Origin of the sequence: Streptosporangium sp. NPDC000509 (assembly GCF_042898365.1) — a bacterium.
Lineage (GTDB): Bacteria > Actinomycetota > Actinomycetes > Streptosporangiales > Streptosporangiaceae > Streptosporangium.
In genome coordinates this window covers 146613-165529 of the sequence record NZ_JBIAYX010000021.1, presented here as the reverse complement: position 1 = coordinate 165529, position 18917 = coordinate 146613, and the positions used below count along the sequence as shown (strand labels likewise).

The 18917-nt window shown below is 72.1% G+C and carries 16 protein-coding genes; 13 read left to right on the top strand and 3 right to left on the bottom strand.

Translation table 11 applies throughout. From position 1 onward, the window contains the following. Nucleotides 1-133: 133 nt before the first annotated feature. The 8 genes from ACFY3D_RS32730 (at nt 134) to ACFY3D_RS32695 (ending at nt 9597) form a co-directional block, all read left to right on the top strand. The gene (locus tag ACFY3D_RS32730; RefSeq protein ID WP_389986723.1) at nt 134-1951 is read left to right on the top strand and encodes an ABC transporter substrate-binding protein; all 1818 of its coding nucleotides are present in this window, start codon (nt 134-136) and stop codon (nt 1949-1951) included. Further along, nucleotides 1948-2955 carry an ABC transporter permease gene (locus tag ACFY3D_RS32725; RefSeq protein WP_389986720.1) on the top strand — a complete coding sequence of 336 codons (1008 nt, stop codon included), beginning with the start codon at nt 1948-1950 and terminating at the stop codon, nt 2953-2955. The genes ACFY3D_RS32730 and ACFY3D_RS32725 overlap by 4 nt, the downstream gene beginning before the upstream one ends. A 94-nt stretch (nt 2956-3049) precedes the next feature. After that, a complete protein-coding gene (locus ACFY3D_RS32720) occupies nt 3050-3985 on the top strand; it encodes an ABC transporter permease (protein ID WP_389986716.1) in 936 nt (311 codons plus the stop codon). A 4-nt stretch (nt 3986-3989) separates the two neighbouring features. After that, nucleotides 3990-5321 carry an ABC transporter ATP-binding protein gene (locus ACFY3D_RS32715; RefSeq protein ID WP_389986713.1) on the top strand — a complete coding sequence of 444 codons (1332 nt, stop codon included), beginning with the start codon at nt 3990-3992 and terminating at the stop codon, nt 5319-5321. Next, nucleotides 5318-6328, top strand: coding sequence for an ABC transporter ATP-binding protein (locus tag ACFY3D_RS32710; protein WP_362511345.1), 1011 nt, complete (start codon nt 5318-5320; stop codon nt 6326-6328). The genes ACFY3D_RS32715 and ACFY3D_RS32710 overlap by 4 nt, the downstream gene beginning before the upstream one ends. After that, nucleotides 6325-7353: a GNAT family N-acetyltransferase gene (locus tag ACFY3D_RS32705; protein ID WP_389986710.1), complete on the top strand. Its 1029-nt coding sequence runs from the start codon at nt 6325-6327 to the stop codon at nt 7351-7353. Before ACFY3D_RS32710 ends, ACFY3D_RS32705 begins: the two co-directional genes overlap by 4 nt. 127 nt (nt 7354-7480) lie before the next feature. Then, nucleotides 7481-8407 (top strand): N-acetylmuramic acid 6-phosphate etherase, encoded by a 927-nt coding sequence (gene murQ / locus ACFY3D_RS32700; protein ID WP_350946257.1) that lies wholly within the window; start codon nt 7481-7483, stop codon nt 8405-8407. Nucleotides 8408-8514: 107 nt separating this feature from the next. Then, nucleotides 8515-9597 (top strand): serine hydrolase domain-containing protein, encoded by a 1083-nt coding sequence (locus tag ACFY3D_RS32695; protein WP_389986707.1) that lies wholly within the window; start codon nt 8515-8517, stop codon nt 9595-9597. On the opposite strand, the gene ACFY3D_RS32690 is transcribed toward ACFY3D_RS32695, so the two are convergent. Together ACFY3D_RS32690 and ACFY3D_RS32685 are read right to left on the bottom strand one after the other, a co-directional pair. Further along, nucleotides 9556-10494 carry a MurR/RpiR family transcriptional regulator gene (locus ACFY3D_RS32690; RefSeq protein WP_389986704.1) on the bottom strand — a complete coding sequence of 313 codons (939 nt, stop codon included), beginning with the start codon at nt 10492-10494 and terminating at the stop codon, nt 9556-9558. The genes ACFY3D_RS32695 and ACFY3D_RS32690 overlap by 42 nt on opposite strands. A gap of 27 nt (nt 10495-10521) precedes the next feature. After that, nucleotides 10522-12027 carry a glycoside hydrolase family 3 protein gene (locus ACFY3D_RS32685; RefSeq protein WP_389986701.1) on the bottom strand — a complete coding sequence of 502 codons (1506 nt, stop codon included), beginning with the start codon at nt 12025-12027 and terminating at the stop codon, nt 10522-10524. Between the two features lie 265 nt (nt 12028-12292). Between ACFY3D_RS32685 and ACFY3D_RS32680 the strand changes: the two genes are divergently transcribed. The 5 genes from ACFY3D_RS32680 to ACFY3D_RS32660 all read left to right on the top strand — a co-directional run bounded on the left by ACFY3D_RS32680 (nt 12293) and on the right by ACFY3D_RS32660 (nt 17153). Then, entirely contained in the window at nt 12293-13669 is a 1377-nt protein-coding gene (locus ACFY3D_RS32680; protein WP_389986698.1) for an FAD/NAD(P)-binding protein, read from the top strand. Between the two features lie 235 nt (nt 13670-13904). Continuing rightward, nucleotides 13905-14597: a disulfide bond formation protein DsbA gene (locus ACFY3D_RS32675; RefSeq protein WP_389986695.1), complete on the top strand. Its 693-nt coding sequence runs from the start codon at nt 13905-13907 to the stop codon at nt 14595-14597. Between the two features lie 377 nt (nt 14598-14974). After that, a complete protein-coding gene (locus ACFY3D_RS32670; RefSeq protein ID WP_389986692.1) occupies nt 14975-15529 on the top strand; it encodes an NADPH-dependent FMN reductase in 555 nt (184 codons plus the stop codon). Nucleotides 15530-15705: 176 nt separating this feature from the next. After that, entirely contained in the window at nt 15706-16254 is a 549-nt protein-coding gene (locus ACFY3D_RS32665; protein ID WP_389986689.1) for a hypothetical protein, read from the top strand. A 23-nt stretch (nt 16255-16277) separates the two neighbouring features. Beyond that, complete coding sequence (locus tag ACFY3D_RS32660) at nt 16278-17153, top strand: diacylglycerol/lipid kinase family protein (protein WP_389986686.1); 876 nt, start codon at nt 16278-16280, stop codon at nt 17151-17153. 82 nt (nt 17154-17235) lie between these two features. Here ACFY3D_RS32660 and pgm read toward each other — a convergent pair whose 3' ends face one another. Continuing rightward, the gene (gene pgm, locus ACFY3D_RS32655; RefSeq protein WP_389986683.1) at nt 17236-18873 is read right to left on the bottom strand and encodes a phosphoglucomutase (alpha-D-glucose-1,6-bisphosphate-dependent); all 1638 of its coding nucleotides are present in this window, start codon (nt 18871-18873) and stop codon (nt 17236-17238) included. Nucleotides 18874-18917: the final 44 nt, after the last annotated feature.

Genomic DNA, 18917 nt, shown 5'->3' with positions numbered 1-18917 from the left:
GTGAAGGAAAGCTACAGAGAGCATCACAAGAGTGGAGATAATTGACGTTGACGGCAGGGTGAACGTATTGTCCGGACAACGCCACACCTCGGTATCAGTGCCCTGACCTCGAAGAACACCCAACGGAGCGTTCATGAAGCGACTAGCAGCGGTAGCGGTCTCCCTCTGCCTCGCAGCCGCCACCGCGGCGTGCGGCGGCAACGCGGACAGCTCCGCCGGCTCCGACGGTGACGTCTTCACCACGATCGACGCGCTGAAGCCGGGCATCGACGCGAACGCGCCGGTCAACCCGTACAACCCCAAGGGCAACGCCTTCCGGGGATTCAACGCCGAGTGGCTCGGGTGGACCAAGAATCACCTGACCGACCCGAACCGGTTCTACCCGGGGGTCGCGCAGAGCTGGCAGGTCGCCCCCGACCAGTCCTCGATCACCCTCAAGCTCCGCCCGGACGGCAAGTGGTCCGACGGCGAGCCGATCACCGCGGAGGACGTGAGGTTCTCCATCGGCGTGGCCTACACCCAGGGTGGCACCGCCTACGCCCTCGACCCCTCCGCGGCCGGTACGGCCTCCGACATCAAGATTCTGGACGATCGGACCATCAAGATCACCCAGGCGGCGAAGAACCCGAGTTCCTCCTTCGTCCGCAGCGTCATGGAGACCGTCATCGTCCCGGAGCACGTCTGGCGTGGCGTGCTGCCCGCCGACTTCTGGCAGAAGCTGAAGCTCGCGCAGAGTGACGCCCCCGGCGCGGAGGTGGCACGGGCGGGGATCACCAGCCTCGCGGACAAGGTGATCTCCTTCGCCCCGCCCAGGGACGTCTCGGCCGGGCCGTTCGTGCTGAAGCGCGTCAACCCGGGCGAGGCGCTGCTGGTCAAGAACGAGAACTTCTACAACGCGGCCAACGTCGCCGCCGACCAGGTGCGCATCCTCAACTACACCGGCAACGAGCAGGTCTGGAACTACCTGGTCTCCGGCAGGCTGGACAACGCCCCGTTCACCGCGGTCCCCGCGGGGGTGATGCGGCGGATCACCGAGACCCCGGGAAACACCATCGTGAGGGGATACTCGCCGGTCAGCATGGGGCTCGCGTTCAACCAGTCCAGGAAGCCCTACGACAACGTGCACGTACGCCGGGCACTGGCGTACCTGATCGACCGCGCGCAGGTCACCAAGGTCGCCTCCCCCGAGGGTGGGGCCGCCTCGGCCACCACCTCCGGCCTGCACGAGGAGGCCGCGAAGGCGTGGCTGGGCGACGGCCTCGCCGCCCTGGACCCCTACCGGCACGACCCCGCCAGGGCCGAGAGCGAGCTGCGGGCCGCGGGGATGAGAAAGATCGACGGCAGGTGGACGATGCCCGACGGCAGCCCCTGGAAGATGACCATCAACGTGCCCGCCTCCTTCTCCGACTGGCTGGCGGGCGCCAAGGCCGTCACCAGCCAGCTCAACGACGCCGGGATCGACGCGGAGGTCGTCACCACCGCCGACTACCCGCTCTACCTGGAGGAGATGGCGGCAGGGAAGTACGACCTCGGCTTCTGGCTGGTGGCGCTCGGCCCGGCCCCGTACAACATCTTCCAGCGCCTGTACGGCGCGCAGAACGGCTGGCAGCTCTTCGGCGGCAGGCTCAAGCACGTCGCCCCCGGCACGGAGGGCAACTGGATGGGCGGCGCCGAGATCATCGACGTCAAGGGCGTGGGCAGGGTCAATCCCGGCGAGCTGGCGGTGAAGCTGAACTCGGTGCCGGAGGCGGAGCAGCGGGGGATCGTCTCGACCCTCGCCAGGACCGCCAACCAGGACCTCCCGGTGATCCAGCTGTGGGACTACGTCAACACCCAGGTCGTCAACACCACCCGCTTCACCGGATTCCCCGGCGACGACAGCGACGCGCTGCGCCTCACCTCCGGGGTCTGGCTCCAGCTGGGCATGATCAAGAGGAGGAGCCAGATATGACGGTCATCGCACGCCGCCTCGCGGGCCACCTCGTCCGCGGGCTCGCCATGATCCTGGTGGTCACCACGATCAGCTTCGTGATCATCAGGAACATCCCCGGAGACCCCATGCAGGCCCGCTACGAGAAGCTGGTCGAGCAGGGCATGTCGCCGGAACAGGCCGAACGCGCCGTCGCGGTGCTGTACGGGTTCATGCCGAAGGGCACGATGTGGGAGCAGTACGTCGACTACATGAGAGGTCTGCTCCACCTCGACCTCGGCCAGTCGCTGAGCGTTCCCGGCGCGGAGGTGACCACCCTGCTCGCCTCGGCGGCGACGTGGACGATCCTGCCGGTGCTCATCGGAACCCTGCTCAGCTTCGCGGTCGGCATCATCCTGGGCGTCTACGCGGCGATCAAGCGGTCGAGCAAGCTGGGGGACATCCTGGCCGTCTCGGGCTCGCTGCTGCACGGCCTGCCGCAGTACGTCCTCGCGCTGCTGCTGAGCGCGGTCTTCACGACGCTGCTGCCGATCTTCCCCGCGAGCGGCACGGCGGACGTCACGCTCGAACCCGGCCTCAACGCCCCCTACATCGGCTCGCTGATCCAGTACGCCACGCTGCCGATCCTCACCTACGCGCTGGCCGGATACGGGGGCTGGATCCTGGCGATGAAGTCGAGCGTGGTCACCGTGCTGGGCGACGACTTCATCCTCGCCGCCGAGCTGCGCGGCATGAAGCGCGGCGTCATCTTCCGCTACGTGGCGCGCAACGCGATCCTGCCGCTGTTCACCATCCTCGCGCTCTCGCTGGGGCTGCTCTTCGGCGGCGCGATCTTCATCGAGCGGATCTTCACCTACCCGGGGCTCGGCCTGTTGCTGCTCAACAGCATCACCGACCGCGACTACGCGCTGATGGGCGGGGCCTTCCTGCTGATCACCGTGGCGATCGTCATCGCGAACATCATCGCCGACATGCTCTACACCGCCATCGACCCACGGGTCCGTTCCGGACAGGAGGCGTCATGACCGGACGAATCAGGGGAGCCGTGGGAAACCGCCTTTCCGGCACGCGGGCGGCGGATCTCACGAGCCCGTACACCCGCACCGCGGGGGTGATCGCGTGACGGCACCGGTCATCACGGGTGGCGCCCCCGGCACCCCGGGGACTCCGGGGATCGCCGGCACCCGCGCGACGCTGCGGCGCAACTTCCGGCGCGGCGTCTGGCGGGTCCTGAAACGCAAGCCCAGCCGGATCGTGGGCGTGGCGATCCTGGCCATGTTCGCGTTCATGGGGATCTTCGGGCCGCTGCTCTACCCCGCGCGGCTGCCGCGCGACGACAACGCGCTCTACGCCGCGCCGAGCCTCGCGCACCCCTTCGGCACCGACTTCGAGGGCACGGATGTGCTCGCCCTGGTGGTCACCGGCGCCCGGTACGTCCTGCTGACCGCGCTGGTCACCGCCGTGATCACGGTGGCCGTCGGCACCGCCGTCGGGCTCTTCGCGGGGTTCCGGCGCGGGCGCTGGGACGCCGTGCTCATGCGGATCACCGACATGAAGCTCACCATTCCCGCCCTGCCGCTGCTGCTCGTCCTGTCGACCGTCTGGAAGTTCACCAGCGCGCTCGAGATGGGCCTGGTGCTCGGGCTCCTCGGCTGGGGCGGTGTGGCGCGCGCCGTACGGGCGCAGACCCTCTCACTGCGCGAGCGCGGCTTCATCGAGGCGGCCAGAGGGCTCGGCCTGTCCGGCAGGCACATCGTCGGCAGGGAACTGCTGCCCAGCATGGCTCCCTTCATCGCGATGAACATGCTCATCGCGGTGACCGGCGCGGTGTACGCGCAGGTGGGCCTGTTCTTCCTGGGGGTCCTGCCGTTCGACGCCAACAACTGGGGCGTGATGCTCAACCTCGCCGTGTTCGGCGGCGGCGCGCTGACGACGACCACCGCGCTGCCGTACATGCTGGCGCCGCTGCTGGCGATCCTGCTGCTCACCCTGGGCATCGTCCTCGTCGTCGACGCCATGGACGAGATCTTCAACCCCCGGTTGCGGGAGGACTGAACAGATGTTCGCACGTTCGGAGAAGGTGTCCGTGACACCGGGCGAGCGGCTGGCCGCCGCCGTGAGAACCCTGAGCGCCCGGCGCACCCGGGGTGCCCGGAACCCGGAGGGTGCCGAGAGCACCGCGAGCGCCCAGGGCGCGGCGAACTCCCGCGAGGCGGGAAGGAGCGGCCCGCCCGGAGTGCGCGTCGACGACCTGTCCGTCGTCTACCGGACGTCGGCGGGAGAACTGCCCGCCGTGTCGGGGATCGACCTTGAGCTGGTGCCGGGGACGATCACCGGGGTGGTCGGCGAGTCGGGGTCGGGCAAGTCCACCCTGGCGCTGTCGCTGCTGAACGCGGTCCAGCCTCCCGGCAGGATCCGCTCGGGCCGCGTGGAGATCGACGGGCTCGGCGACGTCGTGGAGTTGCGGGGCGACGATCTGCGCCGGGCGCGGGGACGGCACATCGGGTACGTCTTCCAGGCGGCGCAGAACTCCCTCAACCCGCTCAAGACGGTCGGCAAGCAACTCCTCGACCTGGGGCGTTCGCACGACATCCAGGATCTGAGGGAACTGGTCAGGGACGCCAAGGACCTGCTCGGCAGGATGGGCCTGGACGGCGCGCGCGTGCTCGACTCCCACCAGCACGAGCTGTCCGGCGGGATGCGCCAGCGGGTCGGCATCATGTTCGCGCTGGTGCTCAACGCCCATCTCGTCGTGCTGGACGAGCCCACGACCGCGCTCGACATGATCAGCCAGGCCACGATCCTGCGGATCATCAGGGAGGTCCACGAGGAGCGCGGGCTCACCACGCTCGTCATCACCCACGACCTCGGCGTGGTGGCCGAGGTCGCCGACCGGCTGGCCGTCATGTACGGCGGGCGCGTGGTGGAGCAGGGACCGACCACCGAGGTGCTCGGCGCACCCCGCCACCCCTACACCCAGGGCCTGATCCGGGCCATCCCGCGTCTGGTCGGCGACATCGGGGAGGCGAGGGCACTGCCCGGCCGTCCGCCGACGCTTGGGACCGTCCCGTCGAGGGGATGCGTCTTCAGGGAACGTTGTGAGCTGCGCATGGACGTCTGCGAGACCGAGGAGCCGCCCGCCGTCACGCGCGGCGAGTGGATCGTGGCCTGCCACGCCGTCGCCGCCCGCCACGCGGACGAGGACGCGAACGCCGCGCGCGCCACGAACGGGACGGACGGCGGCGCCGGGAACATCGCGTGCGCCGCGAACGGGACGGAGAACGGGAACGGGGCCGCGAACACGAACGGGAACGCCCACGAGGACCGGGACGCGGTTTCGCGGGGGACCGGAAGGCCCGCCGGGACACACGGACCGAGGGAGAAAGCGTGATCACTGGACAGGGAGTCACGAAGACCTTCAAGCAGCGGGGCGGCATACTCGCCGGCCGGGAGGTGAAGGCGCTGCGCGGCGTCGACTTCGCCATCCCCAAGGGCGGGGCGGTGTCGTTCATCGGGGAGTCGGGCTGCGGCAAGACCACGCTGGGGCGGATCATCGCCGGGCTGGAGAGCTACGACTCCGGAGAGATCGTCATCGACGGCACGCCCATGTCGTCGCTGCGTCCGAGGCAGCGCCAGCCCCACTTCCGCAGGATCCAGCTCATCCACCAGGACCCGTACTCGGCGCTCAACCCGACCCGCACGGTGCACCAGACGCTGGACGCGCCGCTGGCACTGCGAGCCGCGCAGACCGGCCGATCACGCTCGTGGGCGGACGGACGTGCCCAGGAACTGCTGGAACTGGTCGGCCTCGACCCCGGCTACGTGCTGCCGCGCTACCCCCACCAGCTCTCCGGCGGGATGCGCCAGCGGGTCGTCATCGCCCGCGCCCTCACCGTCGACCCCGAGATGCTCGTCGCCGACGAGGCCGTCTCCATGATCGACGTATCGCTGCGGCTGGGCATCCTCGCCCTGCTCAAGGACCTTCGCGAGCGCCTCGGGGTGAGCGTGCTGTTCATCACCCACGACGTGGCGACCGCGCGCTACATCGGCGACGACGGCGAGCTGTACGTCATCTACCGGGGGCAGGTCGTCGAGCGCGGCCACGTCGAGACGATCATCTCCGCTCCGGTGCACCCGTACACCCAGTCGTTGCTGTCGGCGATCCCCGTGCTGCACGGCCTGGAGCGGCCGGGCGAGGAGCCGGTGACGCCGACCGGGGCGCTCGACGAGAGCCGCCTCGACGAAGGCTGCCTGTTCGCCCGGCGCTGCCCGTTCCGTACCGGCCGCTGCGAGTCCGAGCACCCGCTGCTCGGCCACGGCGGCGGTACGCCCCAGGAGCACGCCTGCTTCCACCCCGCTCCACGCAACGTCGTCGCGATGCCGGTCGGTCACCCGTGACCCCGCTGAGAAAGAGACCCGGGGCGGGGTCGCGGAGTGCGGGCGAGGCGCCGGGGGCCGCTGAGACGTCGAGGAGCCCGGAAACGCCGGAAATCCGCGATTCGTCCGGAACCCGTGCGGCGTCCGAGATCGGCGAGCTGTCCGGAACCCGCGAGCTGTCCGGGATCAGGCAGGCCGTCGCGGCCGACGCGGAGGCGCTCGCGGAGATCGCCGGGGCCGCTCTCACCCATGACGCGGGGGAGGCCGCGAGCCTGGTCGCCCGTCTCGCCGCGCCGCCCGCGCACCGCTCCTGGACGGCGCTGGTGACGCGCGGTCTGGACGGTGTGGTGTTCGCCTCGATGTCGGCGCGTGACCCGTGGGCGGGCCATCTCGACCTGCTCGCCGTACGTCCCGAGGCTCGGGGAGCGGGCCTGGGCCGGGCGCTGGTCACCGCGGCCGAGGACTGGCTGCGCGGCCGGGGGGCGACCGAGGCGCGCTTCGCCGGTAACCCGCCCTGCTACGCCTGGCCGGGCATCGACGTTCGCTACACCGCGGCGGCCTGCCTGGCCGAGAGCCTCGGCTACGAGCGCCACAACGTCGCCTGGAACATGACCGCCGACCTCACCGGCGACCTGTCCGTCGACGCCGACCTCGGGCGGCTGGCGGCCTTGGGGGTCACCGTGCACGCCGTCGCCCCCGGGGACCGCGCCGCCGTGTCGGCCTTCGTCGAGGAGCAGTGGAACGCGAACTGGGCCTGGGAGGCGGAGCAGGCCACCGGCTGCCACTACGCCGTCAGGGACGGCGAGATCCTCGGCTTCGCCGCGTGGGGCGCGCGGCCCTCCTGGTTCGGCCCGATGGGCACCGCGCCGGCCGCGCGGGGCCTGGGGGTCGGTCGCGTGCTCGTACGCCGCTGTCTCGCCGAGCAGCGGGCCGCGGGCATGTCGAGTGCCCAGATCGGCTGGGTGGGGCCGCTGCGCTTCTACGCCAGGACGGTCGGCGCGCACGCCGAGCGGGTCTTCTGGCTCTATCGCCGTGGGCTGTCATGAGGGTCTCGGCACACCGGGGTGACCCGATGTACGGGTTCCTGCCGGGTACGCGGCCGTAACTTCCTCGCTGCCAGATGATCATCTGGTTGACGGCAGTGAGACAGGACAACTAACGACATGGGATGTCATGAGTGATCAAGTAGCCACGCTGTCCACGCTTTCCACCGAGCAGAGCGATCCGCGCTACAGCCGGATCGACCTGCTCCCCACCGAGCAGGTGGCCAGGCTGATGAACGCCGCGGACACCGCGGTGCCCGCGGCGGTCGCCGAGGCGGTTCCGGAGATCTCGGCCGCGGTGGACGCGGTCGTGGCCAGGATGAGGTCGGGTGGCCGCCTGTTCTACGTGGGCGCGGGAACGTCGGGCCGGCTGGCCGTGCTGGACGCCTCGGAATGCCCGCCGACCTTCGGTACCGACCCCGAGCTCGTCCAGGGTGTCATCGCGGGCGGCACTCCCGCGCTGACGCGTTCGGTCGAGGGCGCGGAGGACGACCGGGACGGGGGAGCGGCGGCCCTGGCGGAACGGGGAGTGGGCGCGCTCGACGCGGTGGTGGGCGTCTCCGCGAGCGGTCGCGCGCCCTTCGTGCTCGGCGCGCTGGCCGAGGCGAGCCGCCGTGGAGCCCTGACCGTGGCCCTGTCGTGCAACGTCGCGACCCCGCTGTCGGCGGCCGCGCGGCACCCCATCGAGGTGATCGTCGGCCCGGAGGTGGTGACCGGCTCCACCAGGCTCAAGGCGGGGACCGCGCAGAAACTGGTCCTCAACATGATCTCCACGATCGCGATGGTCAGGCTGGGCCGTACCTACGGCAACACGATGATCGAGGTGTCGGCGATGAACTCCAAGCTGGCCGACCGGGCGGCCAGAATGGTGAGTGACATCACCGGGGCGGCACCGTCGGCCGCCCGCTCCGCGCTGGAGGCCGCCGGATGGCACGTGAAGGTCGCGGTACTCATGATCGAGCACGGCCTCGACGCCGACGGTGCCCGGGTCCTGCTGGAGCGGCACGGTGACCATCTCGAGGCGGCGCTGGAGGCGGGACGGGCCAGGGGCGCCTGAACCTCCGGCGGAAGGGAAGCCGGCGCCGGACGTGAGAGCGACGCCGGGCGCGGAGCCGGTTTCCGACGCGGAGCCGGAACCGGGCCCGGGGACCGGAGGCGGGAACGATGTCCGAGCGTGACGAGGGTGCCCGGCTCGCCGGGATCCTCGGGGCGGCCGTGCCGCGCGTCTGTTCGGCGGCGGTGGCCGCGATCGCCGTGGGCGGTGTCACGGTGGCCGCCGCCGCGGTGGGGGAGGCCGTGCGCTACTCGTCGGCCTCGGAGGAGCTCGCCGAGGACCGGCCACCCGCCCTCCGCGACGCGGTCTTCGACCTCGCCTCGATCACCAAGCTCTTCACCACGGCCGTCATCCTGTCGCTGGCCGAGGACGGACTGCTCGGCCTGGACGATCCCGTCGCGGACCGGCTGCCCGCCTGTTACGGCGGAGCGCCCGAGGTCACCCTGCGGCACCTGCTCACCCACACGGCGGGACTGCCGCCGGGACGCAGAGCCCACGAGGAGATTCCCGGCGACGGCGAGCAGGTCCGCGCCGCGCGGATGGAGAGGATCCTCTCGACGCCGCCGATCGGTCCCGTGGGTGAGCGCTACCTCTATTCGGACGTCGGTCTGATCACGGCGGGCAGGGTGGCGGAGATCGCCGGCCGGGCCTGTCTGGACGAGCTCGTCCGCGTCCGGGTCATCGATCCGCTGGGCCTGCCCGACACCGGATACCGTCCCGCCGCGTCCCTGCTGCCCAGGATCGTCGCCACCGAGCACAAACCCGAGCGCCCGGGGCCCGGATGCGTGCGCGGCGAGGTCCACGACGAGACCGCGCACGGCCTGGGCGGGGTCGCCGGGCACGCCGGGATCTTCTCCACCGCCGACGACCTCCTGCGCTTCGCCGAGGCGTTGCGCACCGGGGGAGCGCCGGTCCTGGGGCCCGGCGCGGTCGCGGAGCTCACCCGCGACCACGGCGTGAGGGACGCGGGCTTCCGCCACGGCCTGGGCGTGCGGATCGGTGATCCCGCGATCGTCGGCCCGCTGGCCGACGCCTACGGCCACTCGGGCTTCACCGGCACCTCGCTCGTCGTCGATCCCGAACGCGCCCTCACCGTCGTCCTGCTGACCAACAACGTCCACCCCCTGCGTGGCCGCGCGGGCATCCGCGACCTACGCCACGCCGTCGCCGCCGAGGCCCTGCGCCTGTCCTGAGCCGGACCTGCTCCTGCGGCGGTAGTCGGTCCTGAAGCCGTCGATGGCATCCCTGGTCGCCCTCAGGGCCGCGTCGGAGGTCTCGAAGGTGCGCTGGGCGACGCCGACGAAGATGCAGTCGACGATCAGGAGCTGGCTGATCCGGCTGGCCAGGGCGCCCGGCCGGAAGGCGGTCTCCCGGCCCGCCGAGACCAGGACATGGTCGGCGAGCTCGGCCAGGGAGGAGCGCGGGTTGTTGGTGATCGCCACCGTGGTGGCGCCCGCCCGCCGCGCGACGCGCACGGGCGCGAGCACGTCCGGGGTCTCGCCGGTGCAGCTCACCGCCACCACGACGTCCTCACCTCGTACCAGTGCCGCGCTGGTCAGCGCGAGGTGCGCGTCGGTGTAGGCGTGACCCGGCAGGCCGATCCGCATCAGCTTCTGCGCCATGTCGACCGCGACGAGCCCGGAGGCGCCGACCCCGTAGACGTCGACCCTGCGGGCTCCGGCCATCGCCTCCACCACCAGGCCCAGCCGGTCGGGGTTGAGCTGGGCCGCGGTGTCGGCCAGCGCCTCCGACTCGGCCCTCGCCACCTTCGCGATCACGTCGGTCAGCGGGTCGTCGGGGCCGAGGTCGCCGGGAACCAGCCGTTCCGGCTCGTTCCTGGCCACCGCCGCGGCCAGGGCGAAGCGCAGCTGCGAGTATCCGGCGAAGCCAAGGGCCCTCGCGGTGCGCACGATCGTGGCCTCGCTCGTGCCGGAGGCCGCGCTGAACTCGGTGATGGTGCTGCGGGCCACGACGCCGGGGTCGTCGAGGATGAGACGGGCGATGGACTGGGCGGCGGGGGTGAGGGAGGGGAGGACGGCCCTCACCGTGGCCACCAGGTTCACGGGGGTGGGGCCGTCGAGGACGTTCATTAAGCGCCTTTCATGTCATAAATCAGCCTATTGGTCACCGGTCAACCAGCGGGCCACGGCGCGGGCCGAAGCCCGGGAGATGCCGTTCGTGGTCACGTACACGGCCCCTGTGGGGGTGCCGGGCATCCCGGTCTCGATCACCACGGTGTCGGGGCGCAGCGCGACGGCCCGCGCCAGCAGCTCGCCGACCCAGGGGTGGCGCCCGGCGTCGTGCACCACCATCACCAGCGGGCGGCTCTCGTCACCCAGGTCGGGCAGCTCGGGCGCCTCCACGGTGACGACGTGGCCGACGGTGCCGGGAAGCACCTCGGAGAAGGCGCCGATGAGACCGGTGAGCGTGCCCGGCTCGACCGCCTCGCTCAGCCGGGGGGCGATGTCGACGACCAACGGCGGTCCGGAGAGCACGGCCGGAGCGGCCGTGGAGGTCACGCGGATGGCCGACCGAGCGGTCCGCAGGCCGAGCTCCTCGCCCTCGTCCCCCGCGTCCCTGGCGGCGATCCCCGCCGCCCGCGCCCGCGCGGCGGCGTCCGAGGCGTACCAGCCGGACAGGGCGAGGACGCGGGAGGCGGCCTCGGCCAGCCGGTCCTCGCCGAGCCTGCCCTCTTGTACGGCGTCCACGATGGCGTCGCGCAACTCGTGGACGTTCTCGCCCCCGGGGGAGGAGATGCCCGCGCAGATCGCGTCGGCCCCGGCCGCCAGGGCGCGGACCGCGATCTCCCCCGGCGGATGGAGGGCCGCGACGGCGCGCATCTCGATGGCGTCGGTGACGATCATGCCGGTGAATCCCAGCTCCTCGCGGAGCAGGCCGGTGACGATCCTCCGGCTCAGCGTCGCGGGATTCTCCGGGTCGAGGGCGGGGATCAGCAGGTGCCCGCACATGACGGCCCGCACCCCCGTGGCCACCGCGGTGCGGAAGGGCGGCAGATCGCGCTCGGCGAGGAGGCGCGCGGAGGCGTGCAGGGTCGGCAGGGCGTGGTGGGAGTCGGTGTGGGTGTCGCCGTGGCCGGGGAAGTGCTTGGCGCAGGCGGCGACCCCGGTCCCCTGGAGTCCGGAGATCCAGGCCGCGGTGTGCCGGGAGACCAGCTCCGCGTCGGCGCCGAAGGAGCGGACGCCGATCACCGGGTTGACCGGGTTGGCGTTGACGTCCGCCACCGGGGCGTAGTCGAGGGTGATGTCGGCGCCGGCGAGGAGGCGGCCGATCTCCTGGGCGACGAGCCGGGTCGCCTCGACGTCGTCGCCCACGCCCAGTGCCCGGTTGCCCGGCCACGAGCTGCCCCGCGCGGCCTGCAGACGGGTGACGGACCCGCCCTCCTCGTCCACCGCGATCACCGCGGCGGGGTTCTCCGCGCGCAGCCGGGCGACCAGATCGGCGGTGTGGCCGAGGCCGGTGAGGTTGCGGGCGAACAGCACGGTCCCGCCGAGGCCCTCCTCGCCGAGCGCGCGCAGCAGCCACCCGGGTGGCTCGGTGCCGTCGAACCCGGGCTGGAGGACGGTCATGGCCAGCCGGGCCAGGTCGGGGCTGCGATGGGGCATGCGGTCACCTTGATCGAGGTAGGCGTCGTGTGGGCGGAGGAAGGTGTCTGAAGGCAGGCTACCCATCAATGATGATTTCCTTCATTTTCAATGCCCCAAAAGTAGTTTTCTGTCATCCGTGCGCGCTCCCCCTCCCGTCGAGGTGGGAGGGGCGATGCCCCCGGAGGGGGTGCTCGCCGCCGAAAGCGTCAAGACCGCGAATGGGGTGGCCCGTGTTCTCGCTATCCCGTATACCCTGTAGGGATAGTGGGTTATGCTGGATCGCGTGTCAGGTTACCCATCGGTCGCCGTCGTGGGCGGCGGCGCGAGCGGCACGCTGGCGGCCGTCCACCTGCTCCGCGAGGCGCGGGCACGGAACACGCCGCTGGAGGTCGTGCTGATCGACCGGTACGGGCGGCACGCGCTGGGACAGGCGTACTCGACCACCGATCCGCACCACCTCCTCAACGCCTGCGCGAACAAGATGAGCGGGCTGGACGACGACCCCGGCCACTTCCTGCGCTGGGCCCTCGACGACGGGCTGGACGTCTCCGAATCCGACTACCTGCCCAGACAGACGTACGGGCGCTACCTTCGCGACCTGCTGGCCGACGCAGAGGAGTGGCCCGTCCGTGTGGTGCGCAGGGTGAAGGGCACGGTGAGCGCCCTGACCAGGGACCGGGGGGTGCGGGTCCACCTGTCGGGCGGCGGCGGGATCGACGCCGAGGCCGTCGTGCTCGCCCTGGGCAACCGCGCGCAGTCCGCCAGGCCGCCGATCGTGGACGAGAAAAGCCCCGGCTACGTCGCCGACCCGTGGGCGCCGGACGCGCTCTCGGAGATCCGCGACGGCGCGCCGGTGCTCGTGCTGGGGACCGGGCTGACCATGGTGGACGTGGCGGTCAGCGTGACCCGGGCGCACCCGGAGACCGTGGTCCACGCGGTGTCGCGGCACGCGCTGCTGCCGCGCCCGCACCCCCGGCCCGTGCCGCCACCGGTCCCGACACCGATCCCGGACGGGCCACTGGGGATCGGCGACCTGCTCCGCGCCGTGCGTCTGGCCGTACGGGACAACGGGGGCGACTGGTACGGCGTGGTCGACGGCCTGCGGCCACAGGCCCAGAGACTGTGGGCCCGGCTCACCCCGGACGACCAGCGGCGGTTCCTGGGCCTGGCCGCCCGCCACTGGGAGGTTCACCGCCACCGGATCCCTCCCCCCACGGCCGCCAGGATCGCCGACCTCAGAGCCGACGGCCGCCTTCATCTGCTCCGCGGCCGGCTGCTCCGGGCCACCGCCGGCCCTCGCGGGCTGCGCGCCCAGGTGAGCACCGACGGCGCCGTCCGCGAACTCGACGTCGGCTGGCTGGTCAACGCCACCGGGCCCGGCACCGACATCGCCCGCGACCCCCTCCTCGCCCGACTCGTCGCCGACGGCGTGGTCCGGCCGGACCGGCTGCGGCTCGGGTTGGACGCCGATCCCGGCGGTGCGGTCCTGGACGCGTCGGGAGAAGCGGACGACAGGATTTTCACGCTCGGCCCCCTGCTGCGCGGAAGCCTGTACGAGACGACGGCGATCCCGGAGATCCGCGCCCAGGCGGCGGCCCTCGCACCGCGTCTGGTGGCGGCGATCACCCCCGCCGCCCGGCGCGCCGCGTCGGCCGGTTAGCCCCGTACCCCGGGCGGGCCGCGTCGTGGCGAGTCGGTGGCCACGGCTGATCCGCTGCGGCGGGCTCACCCCCGGGCAGATCGGTGGCACGGGACGGGCGGGATCCCGGCGTCCGGCCCCAGGGAACGCCGGTGGCCGCGGCTCGTGCCCCGGCTCCGGTGCGGTCGGCGAACTTGACCTTCAGTGTGCTTGAGGTCCGATGCTGTGAGGAACTTCCACGGAAAAGAGGATTACGATGAGTGAGGATCTGGTCGACTTCTGGTTCGATCCCGGCTGCCCCTGGGCCTGGATCACCTCCCGCTGGATTCTGGAGGTGCGCGAGGTGCGTCCCATCAGGATCAACTGGCGGGAGATGAGCCTGGCGGTGCTCAACGAGAAGCAGGACATGCCCGAGGAGTACCGCGAGATCGTCGAGCTCGGCCGGGGCACCATCCGGGTGTTCGCGGCGGCACGCGCGGCGGCCGGGGACGCCGCCGTCGGCGAGCTCTACACCGCGCTCGGCACCCGCTACCACGGCGAGGACGGCCTGTTCCGGCGCGCCCGCGACACGACGCCCGACGGTGGTCTCGCGAGCCGGCGGGCCGCGATGGAGTCGCTGGAGCCGGTGATCGCCGCCGCGCTGGCCGACGCCGGGCTGCCCCCCGAACTGCTCGCGGCGCGGAGCGACGACACCTGGGACGAGGCGATCCACGCCTCGCACGCCCTGGTGCCGGCGGGGGAGCGGAGCCAGGCGCTGATCGGCGTCCCGACCATCTCGGTGAACGGGCACGCCGGTCAGTTCGGCCCCGTTGTCAGCGAGATCCCGACCGGCGAGCGGGCCGGGCGGCTCTGGGACGCGTTCAAGGTGCTCGCCACCGAGGAGGCGTTCTTCGAGCTCAAGCGGGTCACCGACCGGGCGGCTCCCCGCACCTACCCGGGGGCTCCATAGCGCGGGACCGGCCTTTCCTCCAGCGCCCTCGCCGCCCTTGACAGAGAAATAACCTGCTTTTTCGCGAAGGATACGCTTGATCATGTTCGTCCCCCCGCACTGAGGGCAGGCCCCGAGTGTGATGGAGTGTGAGGTTCGCCGGCACCGCCGTCGCCGTGCTGGTTCACGGAAGCGTGATCGCCGTTCCGGGGTTCGTGAGCGGGGCGGCTCGACCCGTACCACGATCGGACCTCCCTCTTCGTGTCACGGTGAGGTCGAGTAGCGGTTTGTGTCGGTGAGTTCGAGGGGGGAGCCCCGCCGGCGGCCGCGACCGCGTGACCGAGGGCGGAACCTCTCTCACTCGTGACGTCGCCGTACGGCGACAGGATGGGGCCGGAATGAGGATCGTTGGGATCGCGGGAAGCCTTCGCCCGGGGGCGTACGTCTGGAGGCTCCTGGAGGCGGCGGCACGGGAACTGCCCGCGACGGTGGACTTCGAGATCTGGCGGGGCCTGGAGCAGGTGCCGCCGTTGGAGGAGGGCGGGCTCCCGCGGCCGGTGGCCGATCTGTGGCACCGCCTCTCCACCGCGGACGGTGTGCTGATCACCGCACCGGCGCACAGCGCGCTCCCGGCGCAGCTGGGACACACGCTCGACTGGATCGTCTCCGCGCGGGGCGGTGCGGTCCTGATGGGCAAGCCGGTGGGTGTGGTGACCGCCTGCCCGCGCGCGCACGAGGGAATGTGGACGCAGATCCAGCTGCGCAGGGCGCTCGGCGCGGCGGGCGCGGTGGTGCGGGGCGCGGAACTGGCCGTCTCCACGACTCCCGCCCCGTTCGACGCCGACGGCAGGCTCGCCGACCAGGACTACCGGGCCCGGCTTCGCGGCGTGCTGGACGAGATCTGCTCCCCTTCCCTCACCGAGACCGGTTCTCTGCGCGGATCCACCGTGTGAGATCCGCCTGACCGCTCGCCGGGCCCCGCCGAGAGCCGGGCCCGGCCCCCCCGGGATCCGCCGTACGAGGTCCGCCGTACGGCTCCGATCCTCCGGGCGCCCCTCGGGTCGGGGCGCCCCGCCGGAAGGCGAGCGCCCGGTCGCGCGCCGCACAGGGACGAGGAAGGGAGGCAGCCGTGGGGATATCCGGCCAGGAGGTGGCGCTGCGGGCTCTCGGCGCGGCGCTCGACGTGCACGCGCCGACGGCCAGACACGGCGTCAGGACGTTTCCCGAGGGCACGCCGTTCCTGTGGCTGACCGTCCCCGGTGCGGGAGGCGCCACCGTCTTCCTCGACGAGCGTCAATGGATCTGCCTGAGCGAGCCCGAGCGCGGCGGGGTGACCGTCCAGCTCGTCGCCGGCGGGGTCGACGACGATCCCGCCCTCGTCGTGGGCCGCCTCATGGCCGTCATGACGCCGGTGCCCCGGCCTCCCGGCGGCCGCCTGTCACGCGTGCTGAAGGTGGGGCTGCTCGGGATCGCCGGGGGTGTGGGAGTGGGACTGCTGTCCGCGCTGCTCATGGCGATCCTCGTGGCGGGCAACGGCTACACCTCACCGGAGACGATCCGCGCGGTGTACGTCCTGGCCGTGCTGATCGGTGTCGCGACCGGGCTGTGGGTGTCCCTGCGCTGGTGGCGGATGGGGCGGGACCCGCGTGATCGGGACTCCGGTGGGCAGGAGCCGTAGGGACGACCACGTGGAGGAACGACATGGCCGAGCTGCTGGCGATCTACAACGAGAGCGCGGGGAGCGCCGACGAGAAGGCCAGGACCGCCGCACTCGAAACGCTGCGCGCCGGTGGCGCCGACGTGATCGAGGCGCCCGCCGGTAAGAAGGACCTGGACGAGATGCTCGACTCCTGCCCGGGCAGGGACGTGGTCGTGCTGGGCGGCGACGGCACGTTGCACGTGGTGGTCGCCGCCCTGCACCGGCGCGGCGAGCTGGAGGCCCGTACGGTGGGACTCGTCCCGCTGGGTACGGGCAACGACTTCGCCCGCGGCCTGGGCGTCCCGCTGGACCCGCCGGTCGCCGCCCGCGTCGTGCTCGCGGGCCGGCCGCAGCCGCTCGACCTGCTGGTGGACGACGAGGACGGGGTCGTCGTCAACATGGTCCACCTCGGCATCGGCGCCGAGGCGTCCGAGGGGGCGACGCCGCTCAAGCCGGTGCTCGGGCGGCTCGCCTACGCGGCGGGAGCGCTGCTCGCCGGTGTGCGAAGCCCCGGCTGGCGGCTGCGCGTCACCGTGGACGGCCGCTCCGTCGGCGACGGGCACCGGGTGCTCATGGTGGGGATCGGCAACGGCCTCACCATCGGCGGCGGCACCCCGCTGGCTCCCCGGGCCAGGCCCGACGACGGCATGGCCGACGTCGTCGTCTCGCTGACGACCGGACCGCTGAACAGGCTCGCCTACGCCCTCCGGCTGCGCAGGGGAACCCATCCCGGCCTGCGCGACGTGATCACCACCCGTGGCGGGGAGGTGACCGTGGAGGGCGACTCCGTCCCGGTGAACGCCGACGGCGAGCTGACCGGCCGGATCACCCGGCGCCGCTGGACGGTCCTGCCCGCCGCCTGGCGCATGTTCACCTGAGGCCGCGTCCGCTTTCGTCCGGGGAGGGGCGCCCGGCGGGCGCCCTGCCTCGGACGCGCCCGCCGGTCGTATGTCGTCGCCGTCAGCCCAGGGAGGCCGAGACCAGGTCGCGCGCCTCCTGCTGCACCCGCTTCAGGTGCTCGGGGCCCTTGAAGGACTCGGCGTAGATCTTGTACACGTCCTCGGTGCCCGAGGGGCGGGCGGCGAACCAGGCGTTCTCGGTGGAGACCTTGAGCCCGCCGAGGGCCGCGCCGTTGCCGGGGGCCGAGGTCAGCACCTGGGTGATCTCCTCGCCGGCGAGGCTGCCCGCGGTGACCTGTTCGGCCGAGAGCCTGGCGAGCACCGCCTTCTCCTCCCGGGTCGCGGGGGCGTCGACGCGGGCGTAGGCGGGGTCGCCGAACCTGGACACCAGGTCGCCGTAGTGCTCGCTCGGTGAACGGCCCGTGGTCGCGATGATCTCCGAGGCGAGCAATGCCAGAATGATGCCGTCCTTGTCGGTGGTCCACACCGAGCCGTCGCGCCGCAGGAACGACGCCCCGGCGCTCTCCTCGCCGCCGAAGCCCAGCGAGCCGTCCAGCAGGCCGGGCACGAACCACTTGAACCCGACGGGGACCTCCATGAGCGGCCTGCCCAGGTCGGCGGCCACCCGGTCGATCATGCCGCTGCTCACCAGCGTCTTGCCGACCCCGGCACCGCCGGGCCAGCCCGGCCGGTGGGAGTAGAGGTAGGAGATCGCCACGGCGAGGTAGTGGTTGGGGTTCATCAGCCCTCCGTCGGGCGTGACGATGCCGTGCCGGTCGGCGTCGGCGTCGTTGCCCGTGGAGACGTCGAAGGCGTCACGGTTGGCGATGAGCGAGGCCATCGCGTACGGCGACGAGCAGTCCATCCGGATCTTGCCGTCCCAGTCCAGCGTCATGAACCGCCATGTCGGGTCGGTGAGCGGGTTGATCACCGTCAGGTCCAGCCGGTGCCGCTCGGCGATCTCCCCCCAGTACGCGACGCTCGCCCCGCCCAGCGGGTCGGCGCCGACGCGCACCCCCGCCTCCCGGACGGCGTCGAGATCCAGCACCGAGGGCAGGTCGTCCACGTAGTGGCCGAGGAAGTCGTACCGGCCGGTCGTGTCGGCGGCCAGCGCCCGGGTGTACGGGATCCGCCTGACCTCCTTCAGCCCGTCGGCGATCAGCGCGTTGGCCCTGTCCTGGATCCAGGAGGTGGCGTCGGTGTCGGCGGGGCCGCCGTGCGGCGGGTTGTACTTGAAGCCGCCGTCGCCGGGCGGGTTGTGCGAGGGGGTCACCACCACGCCGTCGGCAAGCGCCGAGGAACGTCCCCGGTTGTGGGCCAGGATCGCGTGGGAGACCGCGGGGGTCGGAGTGTAGCCGTCCCGGCTGTCGATCATGACCGTCACCCCGTTGGCCGCGAAGACCTCCAGCGCCGACACGCCGGCCGGTTCCGACAGCGCGTGGCTGTCGGCGCCCAGGAACAGCGGGCCGTCGACACCCTGCGCGGCCCGGTACTCCACGATGGCCTGGCTGGTCGCGAGGATGTGGTCCTCGTTGAAGGCGACGTTCAGCGAGGAGCCCCGGTGTCCCGACGTCCCGAACGCCACCCGCTGGCCGATCTCACCCGGGTCGGGATGCAGGGCGTAGTAAGAGGTCACCAGGCGGGCCACGTCGACCAGATCGGACGGCCTGGCGGGCTGTCCCGCGTGTTCGTGCGTCATCGCAGTCTCCTCACATCACACCTGGGCTAACCGTATCTGCCCTT